Source organism: Pectobacterium parmentieri (genome assembly GCF_001742145.1).
GTDB lineage: Bacteria > Pseudomonadota > Gammaproteobacteria > Enterobacterales > Enterobacteriaceae > Pectobacterium > Pectobacterium parmentieri.
Window position 1 is genome coordinate 3,321,264 of record NZ_CP015749.1, and the last position, 20,621, is coordinate 3,341,884.

Below are 20,621 nucleotides of genomic sequence, written 5' to 3' on the forward strand. Positions count from 1 at the left end.
AACCTCTACGATAAGGTGTTTATCTATGTGTACGAATTAGTTTTTATCAAAATACTCACGTATTTTTTGTTCAACTTCTTTCAGATCGATAATGTTATTAATGATAATGATCTTCTCTGCAGGAAGGTTGGCGCTGTAGGCAATATCTTTAGCCATAACAAAAACATCCGCCAGATCGGGGGTGACAGACCCGAGATCGGAATGGTCAACGTCAGCAACAACATTGATATTTTTCAGCACTTTCTTGATGTTCATTTCCATCATGAAGCTGCTTCCCAGACCTGAACCACAAACCGCCATAATTTTCATCTCACACCTCATGAACCGTTAATCAACATTGGATTATTAGCTGACAGCATTATCGGCTAATAAAATCGTATTAAGCTCTTCTTTACTGCACGCATTGAAGAACCTTTCCATTATATTTTCATCAGAAAGCACTTCAGCCAGTTGAGAAATCATTTCAATATGGCTATTGCTGTCTGGTGCTGAGAACATGAAAATAGCGTCCACCGGATCATTCTCATCAGCATCAAACTTCACTGCGTTACCCAGTTTTACGATAGATAATCCCAGTGCTTTTGCCCCTTGCTCTGGACGCGCGTGAGGCATTGCAATCCGGGGGGCGATCACAAAGTAAGGCCCAATATCTTCTTTTTGCCGGATGATGGTATCAATATATTCCTGCAATATTGCTCCCTCATTGAGCAGAGGAAGCCCTGCAATCCGGATGGCTTCCTTCCAATCAGTAACGTTTTCAACATACTGAATTCTTTCGTCATTTAACCAATTCGCCAGATGTGACATAGTCTTTTTCCTGATTTAAAAACGAACGATTCAATCTTATTCTCATGACTTCAGCATACTTCGAGCCACATCAAGTACGTTTTCTTTCGTGAACCCAAAGTGCCTGAAAAGTATGGCTGCCGGAGCCGATTCGCCGAATGACGTCATGCCGATAACCTTCCCGTCCAGACCGGTATAACGCTGCCAAAATCCTTCAATACTCGCTTCTACAGCGAGACGATTGCGAACACCATTCGGAAGTACTGATTCCTTATAATGTTCATCCTGCTTATCAAAACGTTCCGTACAAGGCATTGAAACCACACGGACTTGATGGCCTTCCCCTTGCAGCGCTACCGCCGCTGCGACAACCAACTCGACCTCTGAACCGGAGGATATCAGTAATATTTCAGGTTGCCCGTCACAGTCAATCAGCACATAGCCTCCGCGAGCAATATTTGCAAGCTGGGTAGGCGTTCGCGGTTGTTGTTCCAGAGGTTGCCGCGTGAGGATCAAGGCCGTTGGCCCATCTTTGCGTTCTATCGCCTGCTGCCAGGAAACGGCAACTTCCACCTGATCGCACCCACGCCAGGTTTCCATATTCGGCGTCAATCGCAAAGAAGCTAATTGTTCCACCGGTTGATGCGTGGGACCATCTTCTCCTAACCCGATGGTGTCATGTGTGTACACAAATACAGAGCGGATCTTCATCAATGCGGCCATGCGCACTGCATTGCGGGCATATTCCATAAACATCAGGAATGTGCCGCCATACGGAATAAAACCGCCATGTAATGCCAGCCCATTCATAATGGCTGACATGCCGAATTCACGGACACCATAGGAAATATAATTCCCTTGTGGGTAGTCAGCGGTGAAATCGACAGATTTTACGTGGCGTGTCAGGTTAGAAGGTGAAAGGTCTGCTGACCCCCCCATGAGTTCAGGAAGCAGATCAGAAAAATGATTCAAGCATTTCTGGCTGACCTGACGGGTTGCCAGGCTTGCAGGGTTAGCCTGTAACGCCTCAATGTATTGATTAATATCTTCAGCCCAGCACGCAGGCAGTTCCCCCTCCATGCGGCGGCTAAACTCACTGGCTAGCTCAGGCCATTCTTGCTGATAATCAGCAAACCTCTGGTTCCATTTTTTCTCATTGCTGGCCCCCTGTTCGGTTGCATCCCATGCTTTGTAGATATCATCAGGGATTTCAAAAGGTTTGTAAGGCCAGTTAAGTTCTTTACGCACCAGAGCCACTTCATCCACACCAAGGGCTGAACCATGGCAGTCATGGCTGTTCGCTTTATTGGGTGAACCGAAACCAATCACTGTTTTACAGCATAAAAGGCTAGGTTTGTCGGTCACGGTTTTGGCTTCCCGTACCGCAGCATCCACCGACTGTGAGTTATGCCCATCAATGCCTTCGATGACATGCCAGCCATAAGCCCGAAAACGTGCTGCGGTATCTTCCGAGAACCATCCATCGACATGGCCGTCAATGGAAATACCATTATCGTCCCAGACGGCAATAAGTTTTCCTAGCTGTAATGTCCCGGCCAGACTGCAAGCTTCGTGAGAGATACCCTCCATCAAACAGCCATCGCCCATAAACAGCCATGTATGGTGATCGACAATATCAAAACCGGGTTTGTTAAACTCAGCCGCCAGCGCCTTTTCTGCAATCGCCATTCCAACCGCATTGGCGATCCCTTGTCCCAATGGGCCGGTTGTCGTTTCAACACCGGGTGTATACCCATATTCAGGATGCCCAGGGGTGCGCGCATGTAATTGACGAAACTCACGGATATCATCCATTGATACGTCATAGCCAGTCAGGTGCAGGAGAGCGTAGAGCAGCATAGAACCATGCCCGTTGGACTGGACATAACGATCGCGGTTAGACCATTGAGGATTCTTCGGGTTGTGGCAAAGATGGCGACGCCAGATCACCTCGGCGATATCTGCCATTCCCATAGGAGCACCGGGATGGCCTGAATTGGCTTTCTGAATAGCATCAATGCTCAGGAACCTAATGGCATTTGCTAACGCTCTATTGCTCATAAATCATCTCTCTTAAACTCAGTGTTCTTCAGGGATAAGGTCTGCCCTGAATTTACCGATAGTATCAAGACACTCTGTATGTACAGTCAGATTTTGGGAAAACATCCTGAAACTCACTGCACCCTTCCATCACATGTCATCATTTAGCCTGTAAAAACGATCTCTTTATGTTTGATTCCCTGGTGGGGCATAATCAATTAAAACAGTAAATTGCACTTAAAAAATCAATGAATCTGTATGGATATAGTTTGAATAATTTCAGCTTAATTTATTACGTATAGACATGTTTTAGATGTATAGTCATCTTGATAATGAACCTAGATGTGTACAGATACAACATGTAAAGTTAAAATATATCTGGACATGTTAGTTCTAAATGCAAATTCGTTATCTTGATCACATCTCTATGTAACAGAAGCATTGTCTGGAGAAGAAAGTAAGACAGGCATGTGCAGACGGGGCTCAGGGGAGCCAGTCCTTCACCCTTATCAGGAATAAAGTAGATGGCCGATGGCATTACAGAAAAACAGAAAGAGGTGGTCGATTACATCCTTAAGAAAATCAAGGATGATAGCCTCTTGCCTGGGGATAAGCTTGATACTGAAATCGCTATCGCCAAAAACATAGGAATTACCCGTGCCACCGTTCGCGAAGCGACACGTATCCTGATTGAGCAACAGAGAATTTACCGGGTAAAAGGGTCTGGGCTGTTTGTTGGTTCAATCGGGATAAGCAACCACTCAGGGAGGTTTCACGTACTTTCCCCTTTTGATTATCAGGCCCAAAAACACGGTCACAAAGGGGTCAGAAAAATTGTATCTGCCAGCATAATAAAAGTCCCGTCACCGGATATGGCACAGGCGTTGCGCATTAAGAATAGCGACAAGGTGTATAAAATATTACGTCTGATGTGCTTCGATAATATCCCTGTGGCGCTGGAACACATACATCTTCCGGTAAGCATGTTTAGCAGTATGGAGTTCAGCAAATTAGAAATATCAAAATACGCCTACATCGAGCAAATTACCGGTAAAAAAGTCCAGCGTAGGGATCAAAACTTAACGGCAAAAAAATTAACCGATCCTGACACCTTGGCTTTACTGAATTTATCGGAAAATGATGCCGTTATGGAGATTAATGAAACCGTCTTTCTGGATGATGGAACCCCTTGTGAAGTGAATATTGCAATTATCAATACCCAGCTTTTCCCATTGCGACAAAACTCAGAGCGGCCTTAACCACTGTTGTCATGATTTCGTCAACCGCACGCTCAGCGGCTGCTGACCTCCGGTTTGGACGCGGTTAGCCGACTCAGTCGCGGGGGCTGACGTTGCTTTTCATCCATATGTGCCTGTCTTCGCGGTTGGAATCAGCAGACTAAAAACAGGCAATTACACAATATCAATGACAGGCTCAGCGTTCTGTTTTTCAGAAAAAAATCTTCACGTTTTAATCAACTGTGAACACACATCAATAAACGCGCGCAATTTGGGTTGGTTCCTCGCGGCCCTTGAGAAATACAAGAAGAGGCCGTCGTTTCCCGGCGAGAGATCGAGTAACGCCGCTTCCAGCGTGCCATTTTCCAACTCGCGTGAGGTATGGAAGGTAGATGAGTAAATAAGCCCAACGCCCCTAACCGCAAGGCTACGCATCAGTTCCCCATCGTTAACGGTGACCGTGCCCGTTGGTTCAAGCCTCACACTTTCTTTGTTTTCGATAAACTCCCAGCGATAAATATCGCCCTTTTCAGGACGACGAAAGCGAATACATTCGTGATGCTCCAGATCGCTCGTGACTTTAGGCTTTCCATGCGTTTTGAAATAGTCCGGCGATCCAAATACCGCCCACTGAAATGGTGGGGAAAGTCGTATCGCAATCATATCCTGTTCGATGTAGGAACCGATCATGATGCCAGCATCATAGCCTTCAGAAACGAAATTATCGTGACGGTTACTTACCGTGATATCGACATTCAAATTCGGCCACGCCTGACGAAATGCAGGGATGAGCGGTTCGATAACATGAGGAAGTGCTAAACGTTCGACAATCAGCTTCAACGTCCCCGATGGCTTTTTTGCCGATTGCGCCACATCTTCAAAACCAGTTGCAATCGCTTGTGCCGCAGGGCCAATTTTCAGCAGCAACGCTTCCCCAGCTTCCGTCAATGCCATCTTGCGCGTTGTGCGGTGGAAAAGTAACACGCCGAGACGATGTTCCAATCTCTGGAGCGACAAACTCATGGATCCCGGCGTCTTACCGAGATCGAGTGCCGCTTTACGAATGCTCAGCCGTTTCGCTATCGCCAGAAATTCTGCAAGTCCATCAAAGCTATCGGATTGCCCCATCAGGGTTCCTTATCGTCATGCAATACAGGGATTATCAAACTCACTTTATGACAATTTATCACGCTAATACAAAAGTATTACATCGATTTTTTAAACAACGCATTCCGTTTTTACCGCCTTTTTTCAATCGGTTATCCCGGATATAGTCGGCAAACACCACCTGCTGAAGGAATTTTCTATGTCAATAATAAAGCGTTGTACGGGCCTTATCGCCGCGATTGCTGTGTGTGCCGCAGCCTCTTCCGCCTTTGCCCAGCCCCACCAGAAAGAAGATAAAGTCTTAGTCGTCGTTTCCAGCCTGGATAAAAAAACGCCAGAGCTTGTGGGCGGTTTCTGGTTTCCAGAACTCACTCATCCGGTTGAAGTCTTTGATAAAGCGGGGCTGGATTACGATATTGCCAGCCCCAAAGGAGGATTGCCCCCCTTCGACGGGTTTGATCTCAAAGATCAGGGGAATCTGGATTTCTGGACTAACCCAGAACACCGTAACAAACTGGCTAATTCAATCCCGCTAGCAAAGGTTGATCCTACTAAGTACACCGCGATCCTGCTCGTCGGTGGACATGGGCCAATGTGGGATTTCGTCAACAATCCAGAGTTGATCAACATCGTACGTACGATGTATGAGAACAACAAGATTATCAGTGCGGTCTGCCACGGCCCAGCGGGATTGCTGAATGTGAAACTCAGCAACGGCGAGCTGTTAATTAAAGGGCGTCACCTTACCGGATTTACCGCTGAAGAAGAGGTTTCCCGTAATTACGACAAAATTGTGCCGTTTGAACTTGAAGCCGCGCTGAAAAAGGATGGCGCAATTTTCGAAGAAGCGCCGATCTTTGAAAATAAAGTTGTCGTTGACGGACGGTTAATCACAGGTCAAAACCCTGCATCGGCTAAAGCGCTTGGAGAAGCCGTCGTCAAGGCTCTGCAAGCAAAAGCCTAGTAACAACATGAAACCACGGCGTTAGGGGGAAACCCCTAACGCCTCGTAACCAGACGGGCTTTATACCGCAGGCAATCAGTACACATCTCGCACGTAGCGTTTGCCCTGCGACATTGTGGCAACATAAGTAGCCGCTTCTTCACTACTCATATTTCCGTGAACCTGTACGACCTGCCGGAGCGCCGAGTCCACATCTTTCGCCATACGGCTGGCATCACCACACACATAGAAATACGCCCCCTCCTCCAACCAGCGCCATAGCTCAGCGCCCTGCTCACACATGCGGTGCTGGACATAAATTTTCTCGCTTTGGTCACGCGAAAAGGCCGTATCAAAGCGATGCAAATAACCGTCACGTTGCAGTTTCTCTAGCTCCTCACGATAGTAGAAATCGGTCGCCGCGCGTTGCTCACCAAAGAATAGCCAATTTTTACCTTGCGCCCCTGTCGCCCGTCGCTCTTGCAGAAAAGCCCTGAATGGCGCGATACCGGTGCCAGCGCCGACCATGATAATTGGCGTATCCGTGTTTTTCGGCGTGCGAAAATGCGCTGATTTTTGAATGAAAATGGGCACCGCTACAGACGCTGCTGCGCGGTCAGACAGAAAAGTTGAGCACACGCCGCCACGTGATTTACCCTCCATGCCATAGCGTACCGTCGAGACGGTCAGGTGGATCTGATGCGGTGTAACCTTCGGACTGGACGAAATCGAATACAAGCGTGGCTGAAGGCGCTTAAGCACGGTCAACCACTCTTCGGCCTGAACCTGAACCGGAAATGCCTGTAGCACATCGACAATCTGCCGTCCCCACAGCCACTCTTTCAGTTCCTCCTTGCGCTCCTCTTTCAACAGTTCAGCCAGCACTTTATGCCCTGAGCGAGCACTGACAAACTGCAAGACATCCGGCGTGATGCGGGCAATCTCGAAATGCTGAGATAACGCCTCAATCAGCGTCATGTCACCTTTATCCTTCACGCACACCACAGTAGATGGCGAGAGCTTGAGGGCAGAGAGCATCTCGTTCACCCGTTCAGGGTTGTTAGTTGGCCAGATGCCAAGTGCGTCGCCCGCTTCGTAGCACATATCGCTACCTGAAATATCAAAAGCGAATTGCCGGGTCTCTTTTTCCGCTCCCGACGCATTAAGCAGTTGATTGATGACAAGGCGTGCGGGAAGAGGCGCATTTCTGCTGAAGAGAGGAGGCGATGCCACGACAGGTGCCACTGTGTACGCTTCATCCTCGTCGGCCAGTGTCGCCGTTGCAGTCATAGCCACGCTATTTACGATTGGCATACTTGCGCCCGCAAGCGCGTTGATCATGCTGTCCAGCCAGACTTTTGCCGCATCCTGATAATCAGGTTCACAGTCAATTCTCGCTGACAGACGCTTGGCCCCCAGCGCCTCAAGCCGCGCATCGAGCCGACGACCAAAACCACAAAACTGGTCGTAGTTTGAATCACCAAATGCCAGCACAGCGAATTCCATTTCAGCCAGCCGAGGGGCTGAATCAGCCTGTAATGACGCCCAGAAATTCGTGCCATTGTCGGGCGGATCGCCGTCACCAAACGTGCTGGCGATGAAAATCACACGCGGCATCGCAGGCAAACTGGCACTTTTAAAGCTGTCCATATCGGACAGGGTGACAGTATGTCCTTCCGTCTTCAGGCGTTCGGCGCACTGTGCCGCGAAACTTTCCGCATTGCCGGTGGATGATGCCCATAAAACCAAAATAGGTGGCGGTGATGGTACGGTCACGACAGCGGAAGAAGGCGCTGGCAGAGAAGCGGCACCGCTATCAGGCAACCAGGTGCGGGCAAAAAGCCCAGCCAGCATACCATCAAGCATCAGGCGTCTGGTGGGCTCTAACGGTGCCGTAGCGGGCAGTACGGGCACACCGCCAGCCAACCGTGATGCGTCAGTACGCAGCGCCGCAATATAACCTTGCAGATAGTGCTGCTCATGCGCACTCAGCGTTATCGCTGGGGGAGCATCAAGGCCGAGTAACGTAGCCAGCGCATCGATATGTTTCATGTCGAGTTCCTTGATGTCGTTGTTCGGCGTACCCACCTCGACCTGTTCCGGTATGGGCACAGCGGCAGGTTTGCTCTCTTGGCTCGAAGGCATAGGTGATACGGGTTCAGCGATCCGCACCAGCGCTACGGCAGAGAACTTGAATTCAGGTTGCTGAGAAATAGGATCAATGGCATCGCTGGTGACCGCGTTAATCGCCAGATCGTCACCAAAAACATCATTCCAGTGAAAAGGAGCAAAGCAGTTGCCGGGACGAACCCGATTAGTCACCACGGCAGGGAGTACCGCACGCCCGCGTCGCGATCGGACTTCCACACGATCGTTATCCTGAATACCGAGCGCGATGGCATCTTCAGGATGCACTTCGATAAAAGGCCCTGGGTTGAGCTTATTGAGCGTTGGAATTTTTCCGGTTTTCGTCATCGTATGCCACTGGTGCTGCAAGCGGCCAGTATTCAGCACAAACTGGAAATCACTATCCGGCATTTCTGCGGGTGGCATATGTGGTCGAGGAAGAAATACCCCTTTACCGCTTTCAGTGGCAAACACAAGGCGCGGCCGCGTGCCATCCGGCAAGTCTTTACGCGTCTGGCTCACGCCGTCGTTAAGGTAGCGAATCGGGTGGCGGTCTTGGTTATCCTCAGGGGGACAGGGCCACTGCAAGGGAGACTGCCGTAAGCGCGCATAGCTGGCTCCCCGAATGTCGTAGCCCGTCTTTGGGTTCCAGAACTGTTTGATCTCTTCAAACACCTCGGATGCCGAGCCGTAGCTAAACCCCTTCTCATAGCCCATCTCACAGGCTACTTTGGCAATGATTTGCCAATCCGCCATCGCCTCGCCGGGCGGATCAACCGCCTTCTGCATCAGCGTTAAATTCCGCTCGGAGTTTATCATCACGCCTTCTGCCTCAGCCCACAGCGCGCCGGGCAATAGGATATCGGCATAACGGTTAGTCTCGGTATCGAGAAATGCATCTTGTGTGATAACCAACTCGGCGGCTTGCAGCCCTGCAATCACGTTTTTACGGTTGGGAACGGTGGCGACCGGATTCGTGCAGATGATCCAGCACGCCTTGATCTTACCCGCCATCATATCTTCAAACAGGGCTACGGTGCCGCCGCCAAGATCGGTGCGTAAGGTTCCTGCGGGCACATCCCAGATCGTTTCAATGGCCGCACGATCTTTCTCCACCAGCACTGAGCGCTGCCCCGGTAATCCCATCCCCATATAGCCCATTTCACGCCCGCCCATCGCATTGGGCTGCCCCGTCAGGGAAAACGGGCCGCTTCCTGTACGGCAAATCGCCCCGGTGGCTAAGTGCAGGTTACAGATCGCATTGGTATTCCAGGTGCCGTGAGTACTTTGGTTAAGCCCCATCGTCCAGCAGCTCATCCATTCCGGTGCTGTGCCGATCCACTCTGCCGCTTTACGGATATCGGCTTCTGGCAGCCCGGTTATCTCCGCCACTTTCTCCGGGGAATAGTCTTCAAGGAATTCAGGCATCGCCTCCCACCCTTCGGTGAATTCAGCGATAAATGCAGGATCGGTGTGCCCATTCTGGACCAGCAGATAAAGCAGGCCGTTGAGCAAAGCCAGATCCGTACCCGGTTTGATTGGCAGGAACAGATTCGCTTTGTCCGCCGTGGCATTGCGGCGCGGATCAACTACGATGAGTTTAGCCCCAGCCTTGACGCGATCCATCATGCGTAGGAAAAGAATGGGATGGCAGTCAGCCATATTCGCGCCAATGACGAAAAAGACGTCGGCATGGTCAAAGTCTTTGTACGATCCCGGCGGCCCATCCGATCCCAAAGAGAGCTTGTAGCCGCTACCCGCACTGGCCATACATAGGCGGGAGTTTGACTCTATGTTATTCGTACCGATAAAGCCCTTGACGAGCTTATTCGCCAGATATTGGGATTCCAGCGACATCTGACCAGAGACGTACAGCGATACGGCATCAGGGCCGTGGGTATCAATCACCTCCCGTAACCGCCGCGCGGTTTCTTTGATGGCTTTCTCCATATCCACTCTGACCGATTCGTGCTGGCGATCCCCCCGCAAATAGGCATGTTCCAGCCGTCCTGATTCGGCAAGTGCCTGACCGCTCGTATTGCCCTTGGTACATAGTCGACCAAAGTTGGTGGGATGCGTCTTATCGCCTGACACCTTGATCACGCGATTGTCTTTTACTTCCATGACCACGCCGCAGCCGACCCCACAGTAAGGGCAAACGCTCTTCACACACGCTGAGGATTTGGCATTCATGGCTGACTCCCGTAGGGCTGATGTTGCAACAGCCCCGAGAAAGAGAGCTGCACCGGGCGAATTCAGACATAAAAAAACGTCCACAGAACCGCGCTCTCGCCATAATGCGGAAAGCATGATTGTGTGGACGCCATTGTCCCGTCCGAGGTTTTACTCAGCGTTGAGGCAAACCTGCGGAATCGCTACAGGTTTGATAAGCAAGTTGTGTGCCAGCGTTATGCAAAGCCAGATACAGCGAGAAAGAGAGGGAAATAATGAAATATCAGGCGGCATCACTGCATCACGGTGGTGCAGGATAAGAGAGCCGTCGCGCATTTCTGGTTCATCGACTACGTTAGGTTATGCACATCGATGAGATTATCGTTGTGCTGGTGTAGCGCGCCACTAAGTCGTGATGCCGTGATCGGAGTCACATAACCAAACGGGGACATTGCCGCAGAGATTCAGGGTTGTATAGTGTTCAGCTAAGACGTTACCGCCACTGGCGGGCGAGACTTGGGCAGAGGTGAGTAGTGATACTCTCTTCTGCCCAAGTTTTTTTTTGCCTGTCATCCGGCGGTTCCCTGCGCGAGCGCACGGAGCCACAAGCCGACGCAGCGTAATGATGTAAAAAACGATGAGGAGAAATACCATGAAAGCATTCCCCGAAGGATTTTTATGGGGTGGTTCAGTCGCAGCAAATCAGGTTGAAGGCGCATGGAATGAAGACAGTAAAGGTGTATCAACCTCCGATCTTCAGCTAAAAGGCGTGCATGGTCCGGTGACAGAACGCGATGAGAGCATTAGCTGTATCAAAGATCGAGCAATCGACTTTTATCATCAGTACCCACAGGATATCCAGCTATTCGCCGAAATGGGGTTCAAGGTCTTGCGTACCTCCATCGCCTGGACGCGCATTTATCCCGAAGGCGATGAGGCGGAACCTTGTGAAGCCGGTCTGGCCTTCTACGATCGCCTGTTTGATGAAATGGCGAAGTATCAGATTCAGCCGCTGATTACGCTGTCGCATTATGAAATGCCTTACGGTCTGGTAAAAAAATTGGGAGGCTGGGGCAATCGCGCCGTCATCGACCATTTTGAGAAATATGCGCGTACCGTTTTCAGCCGCTACCAAGACAAGGTGAAGCACTGGCTGACGTTCAATGAAATCAACATGGCGCTGCATTCACCCTTTACGGGCATCGGGCTAAGCGGCGAACCCTCCAAACAGGATATTTATCAGGCTATCCACCACCAACTGGTTGCCAGTGCGCGTGCGGTAAAAGCCTGCCACGAGATCATCCCGGATGCCAAAATCGGCAACATGCTACTGGGTGCGGTACGCTACCCCATGACCTGCCATCCGAAAGATGTGTTGGAAGCGCAGAGCAAGAATCGTGAATGGCTGTTCTTCGGTGATGTGCAGGTACGCGGCACCTATCCGGCCTGGATTCAGCGCTATTTCCGGGAAAATGACGTCGAACTCACTATTACCGCGCAGGACAAAGACGATCTGAGCCACACCGTAGACTTTGTTTCATTCAGCTATTACATGAGCGGCTGTGCAACCTTCGAGCCGGAAAAATACCAGTCTTCACGCGGCAACATCATTCGCCTGATCCCCAACCCGCACCTTGAAGCATCTGAATGGGGCTGGCAGATCGACCCCGAAGGCCTGCGTTTCCTGCTGAACGAGCTGTATGACCGCTATCAGAAACCGCTGTTCATCGTGGAAAACGGCCTAGGCGCACGTGACGTAGTAGAAGAGGACGGCAGCATTCACGACAGCTACCGCATTGATTATCTGCGTCGTCATCTGATTCAGGTACGTGAAGCTATCGATGATGGCGTCGAATTGCTGGGCTACACCAGTTGGGGGCCAATCGATCTGGTCAGCGCAGGAACAGCACAGATGTCAAAACGCTACGGCTTTATTCATGTCGATCGTGATGATGAAGGCAAAGGCACGCTGGAACGTCGGCGCAAAGACAGTTTCTACTGGTATAAAGACGTGATTAATAGCAACGGGGAATCGTTGTAACCGTGCAGAAAACCAGAAGGCATACACATTAGTTGCCTTCTGGCCTATTCGGGGAGGGATTATCCATTCATGGCGTAGTAGGCTTTGCTAGCGTTCATAGCAAAAACGTTGGCGTTATACCGACTGCGAGCCTGTAATTGTTAAGCATGGGCAACTATATTAACATCGTAAATCTTAAGAGACGTCTGGTAGTGGAATACAGCGACCGTGAATAAATTGACGATAAAAGACATAGCGGCCCTTTGTAAGGTGGGAAAATCGACTGTTTCCCGTGTACTCAATAACGACCAGAATGTTAATGAAGTTACACGCCAAAAAGTGCTCGCGGTGATTGAGCAGTATCAATTCACACCGTCAAAATCAGCCAGAGCGATGCGTGGATTAGCGAGCCGAACCGTTGGAATTATCGTGACCCGCCTTGATTCTTATGCAGAAAACCAAACAGTAAGAGCCATTTTACCCCTTTTGCATGCTAATGGTATCGACCCTATTATTCTGGAAAGCCAGTTCGACCCCAAAAAAGTTGATGAACATTTAACTATGTTGGAACGGCGAAAGATTGATGGCGTCATATTATTCGCCTTCACAGGGATCGCCAGTGAACAGTTAGCGTCCTGGCAGCAGCGTATCGTCATCATCGCGCGTTCATTTGACGGTTATACCTGTGTTTGTAATGACGATACAGGTACCGTAAATCATCTCATGGAATTTTTGCATCAAGAAAAAAAATTCAATCAAATTGGTTACATCGGTATTGATTTACAAGATGAAACAACCGGGTTACTCCGTTTTAAAGCCTACGAAAATTATTGCCAGCAACATCGATTAACCATTAATGCCGAGTTAGGGGAACTCAATTTTCAAAGCGGTTACCTGCTCGCACAAAAGGTACTTTCCTCGCGTCCCCAAGCCATTTTATGCGCCACAGACTCATTAGCCTTTGGCGTACAAAAATACTTAAAAACCCAAATGATCAATGATGTTTTTGTAGCTTGCATTGGCCGAAATGATTTACTGAAATTTTTATTTCCCGAAACAAAAACCTGCCGTTTAGGGTTCCGCGAAAGCGGCGAACTCTCTGCCAACCTGTTGATTAACATTATTAACGATAATTTCTCACCAAAAACACACATTGTTTTATCTTCTTGATTTAAAATAAATAAATTATTAGTTAAATATAATTTATGTGATATCTGTCAATTTATGGGAACGTTCCCATTGAGGCAAGTCATGTCTCTACGTATCTTAAATTAAGGATTAAGAAACCAGAGACCAACAAAATGAAAAAAGTAATAAACTCTGATGTGATAGAACAGATAATTAAATTAGTTGGCGGTGAGGGAAATATCAGTACCGTCTCTCATTGCCTGACTCGCCTACGCTTCGTATTGAATAACCCCGATATAGCAGACATTGAAAAAATTAAGGAAATCCCTGTAGTAAAAGGATGCTTCAATAATGCAGGGCAATTCCAAATCATAATAGGAATGGATGTAGATGTTTACTACAAGGAACTGATAGAAAAAATAAACATCACCGCTACTAGTAAAGAAGAAGCAAAAGTTCACGCCCAAAATAATATGAAATTTTGGGAGCGATTAATTGCGAATTTGTCTGAAATCTTTATCCCGTTATTACCCGCTCTCATCTGCGGTGGCTTATTACTTGGTTTGAGAAACGTTATTGGAGAAATGCCCGTCTCCAGCGATAAGACTCTCATCTCAACCTATTCATGGCTCCAGCCAATATATGATTTTTTATGGTTACCGTGCGAGGCAATTTTCCATTTCTTGCCTGTAGCAATCTGCTGGTCGACGGTAAAAAAAATGGGCGGATCTCCCATACTCGGTATCGTATTAGGCATTACGCTCGTCTCACCGCAATTAATGAATGCCTACGGTACCGGAAGCCAGATTCCTGATACCTGGGATTTCGGGATTTTTGTCATTCAGAAAGTCGGTTATCAGGCTCAAGTGATCCCCTCTATTTTAGCTGGGCTATTCCTGGGTTGGTTTGAAGTTAGATTACGCAGATACATTCCTAATTACCTGACATTAGTCATCGTCCCCGTCATCACGATATTGGTTTCTATTACCGTTGCCCATGCCATCCTCGGGCCTATTGGCCGTCTTATCGGCAATGGTATTTCAGAAGGGGTTCGCTATTTAATGCTAGGCGATTTCGCCCCCATTGGCTCAATGATCTTTGGCTTTTTCTACTCACCTTTAGTCATCACAGGTCTACACCACACGACTCTGGCAATCGACATGCAATTAACGCAAAGCGTGGGAGGAACACCGATTTGGCCAATCATTGCACTCTCAAACATTGCACAGGCCTCAGCGGTTGTCGGCATCATTTTGATTAGCAAAAAACATAACGAGCGTGAAGTGACCATACCTGCCGCTATTTCCGCTTACTTAGGCGTAACGGAACCAGCCATGTACGGCGTCAACTTACATTATCGCTTCCCTATGCTGTGCGCGATGATTGGTGCTGCATTAGCAGGGCTTATTTGCGGCTATTCTCGTGTCCTTTCTAATGGGATTGGCGTTGGCGGAATCCCCGGTATTCTTTCAATTCAGCCTACATTTTGGGGTATTTACCTTGTTGCCATGGTTGTCGCAATCGTCATTCCTATCATATTGACGATGGCTGTTTATCGTTATCAGCAACGAAAAAGCACACTGGTAACTTGTCTATAAATTCCGTTATTTAAAAGAGTTCAACATGAATTATCTAGCTATATTAGTAAATAAAAATGGACTTAGTGCCTTCTTAGATGAAATTAAACATCACTATGATTTGGAATGGAATTCTTTATCGTCCGAGGCATGTTTAGCGGTATTAAGAGAGATAAAAAATGATTTCCCTCTGGTCAATGGTGGGATAATAAGCGGAGAGAAATTACCGTATTACCCACTATTCTGTATCGAACTGGCGAATCAAGAGGTTATCAATTTAGAAAAGGCACTTTCGGAAATTTTTAATGTGCCATTTATTGCTAAAGAGAATGCAGACACACTCTCCCCTGATAATCTGAAAGACGCGATCGAGCAGCAATATCATGCGCTCAGTTGGAATATTAATTACTGCGGATTTACCGCAGGGAAGGAAGAGTACGCCATAGAATCGCTATTAACGGTAGCGAACGGTTATTTAGGTGTACGTGGCGCTATGCCTGATATGCAGGCAAATGACGCGACTTATCCAGCCACTTACCTTGCCGGATGCTATAACCAGGCACAATCAAATATTGTTGGTCATATGGTCACCAACGAGGATTTTGTCAATGCGCCAGACGCACGAGCGATCCGAATTAAAATCGGTAACGGCAATTGGCTAACGCCCGAGACCAATAAGAATATTGCGCTTTACCGCCATCTTTCTCTGAAAAATGGTGTGCTGGAACAAAACTGGCTGGTAGAAGACGACCAAAAACGTCAGATACAAATCCGTAGCCAAATACTGGCGGATATGTCTCACCCTACTCGTTTCGCTATTGAATATTGCTTCACACCTCTTAACTTTCACGGTGATATCACCATCAGCACTCACATTGACGGGGAAACGTATAACTATGGCGTAGCGCGTTACCGCAGCCTCACGTCACATCACTATGAAGTGTTGTCTTGCGCGGTGTCAGGTAAAAATGCCTATTTAAATGCAAAAACCCTTCAATCAGGAATCGGGATGGGATTTTCCTCAGCGATACGAGGAGACTTCTTCACAGAAAAAGATATTCACATTCAGGAAGAGCCGAACAAGGTTAGCCAATCGATCACATGCTCGGTCATACAAGGGAAAACATATCAGTTTGAAAAAAGCGTCAATATTCGGCTATCGACGGTATTTCCCGATGAGTGGCACATTGCAGACGAGTCGGTATTAGTGGATTTTGCGACTCAATTAAAATCAACGCAACAGGCGTGGGAATCGCTGTGGGATAAAACAGACATTATTATTGATGGCGATTTGATGTCTCAAAAACTCCTACGCTTACATACCTATCATTTGATGTGTTCCTGCTCGCCTTTCAGCAATAAAGACTACCAACTTGATGTGTCAGTCACCGCAAGGGGGTTACACGGTGAAGCCTATAGAGGCCATATATTCTGGGATGAAATATTCATCTTACCTTTCTATATCATGCATTTCCCTCAAACCGCTCGCCAATTACTGATGTATCGATATAACCGCTTACCTATGGCACGTCAGGCAGCAAAAAAAGAAGGTTATGAGGGAGCAATGTTCCCATGGCAATCAGGGCATGATGGTAGTGAGCAAACGCAAGTAGTTCACCTAAATCCGCTAAATGGTGAGTGGGATCCGGACTATAGCTGTCTGCAACGGCATGTTTCATTAGCGATTGCCTATAATATTTGGCTGTATTGGATCAATACCAAAGACCATAAGTTTATGGTGTCTCATGGCCTTGAAATGCTGCTGGAAATTGCCCGTTTCTGGTTAAGTAAATCCCAGTGGGATGAAACGACTCAGCGCTATTCTATTAGCGATGTGATGGGGCCGGATGAATTTCATGAACACACTGTCGGTAGCGAAACGGGCGGGCTTAAGGATAATGCTTATACCAATCTGATGGTTTCATGGCTGTTTTCGACGTTAGCTGAATTACACCAACAATTCGATACACATACCATCAATACCATTAACGACACGATTAATCTCAATAAGAAATTTTGGGCTGAGATCGACCATGTAGGAAAAAACCTATCGTTAATTATCGAAGATGACATCATCTCACAATTCGATGGGTACTTTGATTTAAAAGAAGTTGATTGGGAACACTACAGGGAAAAATATAAAAACATTTACCGCATGGACAGAATATTACGTGCTGAAGGCAAAAGTGCAGACCACTATAAAGTTGCCAAACAAGCAGATGCCTTAATGATATTTAATAATTTCTCTGAAGATGACGTAACAGAGATATTAAAAAATATGGGATACAACCTAAGAAAAAATTATGCAAGAAGGAATCTGCATTATTATCTGGAGCGTACATCCCATGGTTCCACACTGTCACGCATCGTACATGCCCAGCTCGCCAATGACATCCGTTTGCCTGAGCTATCCTGGACATTATACCGAGAAGCACTGTCTTCTGATTATCAGGATATTCAAAGTGGCACTACCGCTGAGGGCATCCACACCGGTGTTATGGCTGCGACGTTAAATACGACAATCATGGCTTATGCAGGGGTAGATATCCGTCACGCTTTTTTACGTATTTCACCTTCACTACCAGAGGGATGGCAATGCCTTCGCTTTAATCTACAGCATCGTGGGATCCACTATTATTTTGTTATTTCACATAAGGAAATCATCATTTCTGCCAGCAAAGATACTCAGGTAGAGATTCACCATAAAAAATACGCCGTCATCTCCGGAGTTGATTTCTCTTATGAATATACTGAGGTCTAAAATAATGAATAACGGTTTCATCTTTGATTTAGACGGCGTGATTGTAGATACCGCACATTATCACTTTATAGCGTGGAAACATCTAGCCAATAAGATTGGCATAGATATCGATGAGGAGTTTAATGAAAAGCTGAAGGGGATTAGCCGTGAAGGGTCCTTGGAAAGGATTCTCCAATATGGCGGGAAATTGAATGAATTTGATCATAACGAAAAAGTAAAACTGGCTAAAGAAAAAAATGACTACTACGTTAATACTCTTAACCAGTTAACTGAAAAAGACATTCTCCCCGGCGTTCTTTTATTTATTAAAAGAGCGAAAGAGCTTGGTATTCCATGCGCCATTGCGTCCGCATCAAAAAATGCCAAGCTCATATTAGAAAAATTAAAAATTATCGATTACTTTCAACATATTGTTGACCCAGACACCTTAAAGAGGGGAAAACCTGATCCTGAAATATTTTTAAAGGCGGCGAAATCCATCGGTGTCGAATCCCATAATGCAGTAGGGTTTGAAGATGCACCGGCGGGCATTGTCGCATTGAATAAAGCAAAAATATTTTCAGTGGGTATCGCAGTAAAGCAGGAAAGTCTTATTGGTGCCAACGTAGTTGTACCTTCGTTAAATAACATCTCGCCTGAAATGTTATTGCAACAAAAAAATAGATAGGAAGAGTCATACTATCTTCTCCCCTTATGTTTCATCCTTTTATTGGAAATAAAATATATAGGCCAAGAGGAATAATCAATGAGAATAAAAAAAACATCGTTAGCGATAGGAATCTTACTTAGCGCGCTCCCCTTATTCGTTAACGCTGAGAGTTCGTTAAGTAGTATAGAAGCGCGTTTAAATTCCCTTGAAAAACGAGCGATAGATGCCGAAACAAGAGCAGCCTCTGCGGAACAAAAAGCGGCTAGACTTGAACAATTAATAACGAACAAGAATACACCACTGAAAAACACCAATTCAGTGAATATAGAGCAGCGCATTGCTACCCTTGAAAAACATTCAGATCAGGCTCAAGCCAATGCCACGCTGGCTAATGAAAAAGTCAACCAATTAGAGAAACGACAAAATGTCGCTGAAAAATCTAATAGCTTTGTTGGCAACAATAGCAACTGGGGAAAATTAAAGCTGTATGGCGATGTTGAATTTAACATTGATGCCGCAAGCCGCAAAGGCCAGATCACATCAATGCACACTCAGGCAGGGAGTGGATCTGGAGACTTTAAAGATAAAGAACGCTGGGATTTGAATGGACGCATTTTGATTGGTTTGGATGGAGAACGAGCGCTTTCCAACGGAAATCGTGCCGGATTTAAGGTGCAACCTTTGGCTAATATGTCCGGTTCCATGGGGCTTGATGATGCCGTCTTCTATTTTGGTAAAGATAATAAGTGGAACTTCAAGATTGGCCGATATGAAGCCTACGATATGTTCCCACTTAACCAGGATACCTTCGTTGAACACTCAGGAAATAGCGCCAACGACTTATATGCAGACGGATTCGGTTACGTCTATATGATGAAAGAGGGTCGGGGGAGAAGTAATAACGGAGGAGCCATGAATTTGAGCAGTACCTACAATGATTGGTACTTCGAAGTGAATACATTAGTTGAAAATGGCAGTAAGGTGTTCAAAGATGAAAAATATCATGGCCGCAAATTGGATAACCGCAAAAATGTGGTCTATGTCCGTCCGGTAGTCGCTTGGAAAAAAGATAACCTCACCATTGCGGGTGCTATGGATGCTAACGTCATCCGTAATGCCTACGGTTACCAAAATACAGATGGGAAATTTGAAGACCAATCTCGTCGAACCGGCTATGGTCTCAATTTGAATTGGGATAACTTGAAAGATAATAGTGAAAACGGCATCGTCGCTAATTTAAGCACGGCATATTTAGATGCCAAGAATGAAAGTGACTTTTCTGTTGGCGGTAACGTATTATGGCGTAAGTTACAGGTTGGTTATATTTATGCACGCAATGATATTAAATACTACCAACGTAATAATAACTCAGACCAGGACAAAGCGTTACGCCCCGGGAAATACGACATCCACACCGTATTTACATCTTATGAATTACCTAACATCTTAGAGATGGATAATTTTAAAACTTACCTTGGCGCGTACTATTCTTACATAAACGGCCACGGAGACATGACATCAGTTGATAGCAGTGATAAAGATCGCTATGGCGCGCGCATTCGTTTTAAATATCTATTTTAAAATTGACAGAATGTTCAATTCGCGTTGTTAAATAAATGAACATTTGTCAGGTGTTACTGATGAATTTTTATGCTCGGCTTTATTGAATTATTAATTTTTAATATACAACAAAGCCGCGCCCTCCTTCCCTCAGACAATCCGAACACAGCGCAAAGTTGAAGATATGACTCTCCTCAGGCTGATGTGGTTATCGGCTTAATAAAAAAACCGCTTTCCATTATGCATACATATTCACCCTAATTAAGAAGGCCAGTCAGGATAGACGCAGAAAACTCAATACACGGTTGTACAAAAAACGCAATGTTGTGGAGCGCTGCTTTGCGGGATTAAAAGAAAATCGTCGCATCGCTACACGCTCAAAAAAAACAGCAAGAAATTATCTGAGTATGCTTAAACTGGGGGCGAGCCGGTTATTTTTGAAAAGGCTGTTAAGTTAAGGGACACAGCCTAGGTTTATCCGAGCGTTGAACATCCGCCCCCTTTGCTATTACA

13 protein-coding genes and 1 pseudogene are annotated in these 20,621 nt (G+C 46.8%); 9 read left to right on the forward strand and 5 right to left on the reverse strand.

Annotation, left to right across the window (positions count from 1 at the left end):
• Nucleotides 1-36: 36 nt before the first annotated feature.
• Genes A8F97_RS15080 through tkt form a run of 3 tightly spaced genes read right to left on the reverse strand, consistent with a single transcriptional unit; the run spans nucleotide 37 to nucleotide 2,847 of the window.
• Nucleotides 37-309 (reverse strand): PTS sugar transporter subunit IIB, encoded by a 273-nt coding sequence (locus A8F97_RS15080; RefSeq protein WP_012822523.1) that lies wholly within the window; start codon nucleotides 307-309, stop codon nucleotides 37-39.
• 36 nt (nucleotides 310-345) lie between these two features.
• Nucleotides 346-807, reverse strand: a complete 462-nt coding sequence (locus tag A8F97_RS15085; RefSeq protein ID WP_012822522.1) for a PTS sugar transporter subunit IIA — start codon at nucleotides 805-807, stop codon at nucleotides 346-348.
• Between the two features lie 42 nt (nucleotides 808-849).
• On the reverse strand, nucleotides 850-2,847 hold the full coding sequence (gene tkt, locus A8F97_RS15090; protein WP_033070888.1) for a transketolase: 1,998 nt from the start codon (nucleotides 2,845-2,847) through the stop codon (nucleotides 850-852).
• A gap of 503 nt (nucleotides 2,848-3,350) precedes the next feature.
• On the opposite strand from tkt, the gene A8F97_RS15095 reads away from it, so the two are divergent.
• A complete protein-coding gene (locus tag A8F97_RS15095) occupies nucleotides 3,351-4,085 on the forward strand; it encodes a GntR family transcriptional regulator (RefSeq protein ID WP_012822520.1) in 735 nt (244 codons plus the stop codon).
• Between the two features lie 204 nt (nucleotides 4,086-4,289).
• Here the strand turns inward: A8F97_RS15095 and A8F97_RS15100 are convergent, their stop codons facing one another.
• Nucleotides 4,290-5,192 carry a LysR family transcriptional regulator gene (locus A8F97_RS15100; RefSeq protein ID WP_012822519.1) on the reverse strand — a complete coding sequence of 301 codons (903 nt, stop codon included), beginning with the start codon at nucleotides 5,190-5,192 and terminating at the stop codon, nucleotides 4,290-4,292.
• A gap of 178 nt (nucleotides 5,193-5,370) precedes the next feature.
• On the opposite strand from A8F97_RS15100, the gene A8F97_RS15105 reads away from it, so the two are divergent.
• Nucleotides 5,371-6,135 carry a type 1 glutamine amidotransferase domain-containing protein gene (locus A8F97_RS15105; RefSeq protein WP_025919794.1) on the forward strand — a complete coding sequence of 255 codons (765 nt, stop codon included), beginning with the start codon at nucleotides 5,371-5,373 and terminating at the stop codon, nucleotides 6,133-6,135.
• Between the two features lie 75 nt (nucleotides 6,136-6,210).
• Here A8F97_RS15105 and A8F97_RS15110 read toward each other — a convergent pair whose 3' ends face one another.
• Complete coding sequence (locus A8F97_RS15110) at nucleotides 6,211-10,434, reverse strand: sulfite reductase subunit alpha (protein ID WP_033070887.1); 4,224 nt, start codon at nucleotides 10,432-10,434, stop codon at nucleotides 6,211-6,213.
• A 631-nt stretch (nucleotides 10,435-11,065) separates the two neighbouring features.
• Here A8F97_RS15110 and A8F97_RS15120 point away from each other — a divergent pair.
• The 7 genes and pseudogenes from A8F97_RS15120 to A8F97_RS23365 form a co-directional block, all read left to right on the forward strand.
• On the forward strand, nucleotides 11,066-12,454 hold the full coding sequence (locus tag A8F97_RS15120; protein ID WP_033070885.1) for a glycoside hydrolase family 1 protein: 1,389 nt from the start codon (nucleotides 11,066-11,068) through the stop codon (nucleotides 12,452-12,454).
• Nucleotides 12,455-12,661: 207 nt separating this feature from the next.
• A complete protein-coding gene (gene treR, locus A8F97_RS15125; RefSeq protein WP_012822514.1) occupies nucleotides 12,662-13,603 on the forward strand; it encodes a trehalose operon repressor TreR in 942 nt (313 codons plus the stop codon).
• A 131-nt stretch (nucleotides 13,604-13,734) separates the two neighbouring features.
• Nucleotides 13,735-15,159: a PTS trehalose transporter subunit IIBC gene (gene treB / locus A8F97_RS15130; protein ID WP_012822513.1), complete on the forward strand. Its 1,425-nt coding sequence runs from the start codon at nucleotides 13,735-13,737 to the stop codon at nucleotides 15,157-15,159.
• A gap of 25 nt (nucleotides 15,160-15,184) precedes the next feature.
• Nucleotides 15,185-17,899 carry a glycoside hydrolase family 65 protein gene (locus A8F97_RS15135; RefSeq protein ID WP_025919790.1) on the forward strand — a complete coding sequence of 905 codons (2,715 nt, stop codon included), beginning with the start codon at nucleotides 15,185-15,187 and terminating at the stop codon, nucleotides 17,897-17,899.
• A gap of 4 nt (nucleotides 17,900-17,903) precedes the next feature.
• Complete coding sequence (pgmB, locus tag A8F97_RS15140) at nucleotides 17,904-18,566, forward strand: beta-phosphoglucomutase (protein ID WP_033071940.1); 663 nt, start codon at nucleotides 17,904-17,906, stop codon at nucleotides 18,564-18,566.
• A gap of 78 nt (nucleotides 18,567-18,644) precedes the next feature.
• Nucleotides 18,645-20,129, forward strand: coding sequence for a carbohydrate porin (locus tag A8F97_RS15145; RefSeq protein ID WP_012822510.1), 1,485 nt, complete (start codon nucleotides 18,645-18,647; stop codon nucleotides 20,127-20,129).
• A 287-nt stretch (nucleotides 20,130-20,416) separates the two neighbouring features.
• A pseudogene (locus A8F97_RS23365) lies at nucleotides 20,417-20,566 on the forward strand (IS5 family transposase); the annotation flags it as partial.
• Between the last annotated feature and the right edge of the window lie 55 nt (nucleotides 20,567-20,621).

What these genes read in the sequence shown, in the direction of transcription:
- A8F97_RS15105 (WP_025919794.1), top strand. Translation starts at nt 5,371, where the DNA reads ATGTCAATAATAAAGCGTTGTACGGGCCTTATCGCCGCGATTGCTGTG.
- A8F97_RS15145 (WP_012822510.1), top strand. Translation starts at nt 18,645, where the DNA reads ATGAGAATAAAAAAAACATCGTTAGCGATAGGAATCTTACTTAGCGCG.
- pgmB (WP_033071940.1), top strand. Translation starts at nt 17,904, where the DNA reads ATGAATAACGGTTTCATCTTTGATTTAGACGGCGTGATTGTAGATACC.
- A8F97_RS15120 (WP_033070885.1), top strand. Translation starts at nt 11,066, where the DNA reads ATGAAAGCATTCCCCGAAGGATTTTTATGGGGTGGTTCAGTCGCAGCA.
- A8F97_RS15100 (WP_012822519.1), bottom strand. Translation starts at nt 5,192, where the DNA reads ATGGGGCAATCCGATAGCTTTGATGGACTTGCAGAATTTCTGGCGATA.
- A8F97_RS15135 (WP_025919790.1), top strand. Translation starts at nt 15,185, where the DNA reads ATGAATTATCTAGCTATATTAGTAAATAAAAATGGACTTAGTGCCTTC.
- A8F97_RS15095 (WP_012822520.1), top strand. Translation starts at nt 3,351, where the DNA reads ATGGCCGATGGCATTACAGAAAAACAGAAAGAGGTGGTCGATTACATC.
- tkt (WP_033070888.1), bottom strand. Translation starts at nt 2,847, where the DNA reads ATGAGCAATAGAGCGTTAGCAAATGCCATTAGGTTCCTGAGCATTGAT.
- A8F97_RS15110 (WP_033070887.1), bottom strand. Translation starts at nt 10,434, where the DNA reads ATGAATGCCAAATCCTCAGCGTGTGTGAAGAGCGTTTGCCCTTACTGT.
- A8F97_RS15085 (WP_012822522.1), bottom strand. Translation starts at nt 807, where the DNA reads ATGTCACATCTGGCGAATTGGTTAAATGACGAAAGAATTCAGTATGTT.
- A8F97_RS15080 (WP_012822523.1), bottom strand. Translation starts at nt 309, where the DNA reads ATGAAAATTATGGCGGTTTGTGGTTCAGGTCTGGGAAGCAGCTTCATG.
- treB (WP_012822513.1), top strand. Translation starts at nt 13,735, where the DNA reads ATGAAAAAAGTAATAAACTCTGATGTGATAGAACAGATAATTAAATTA.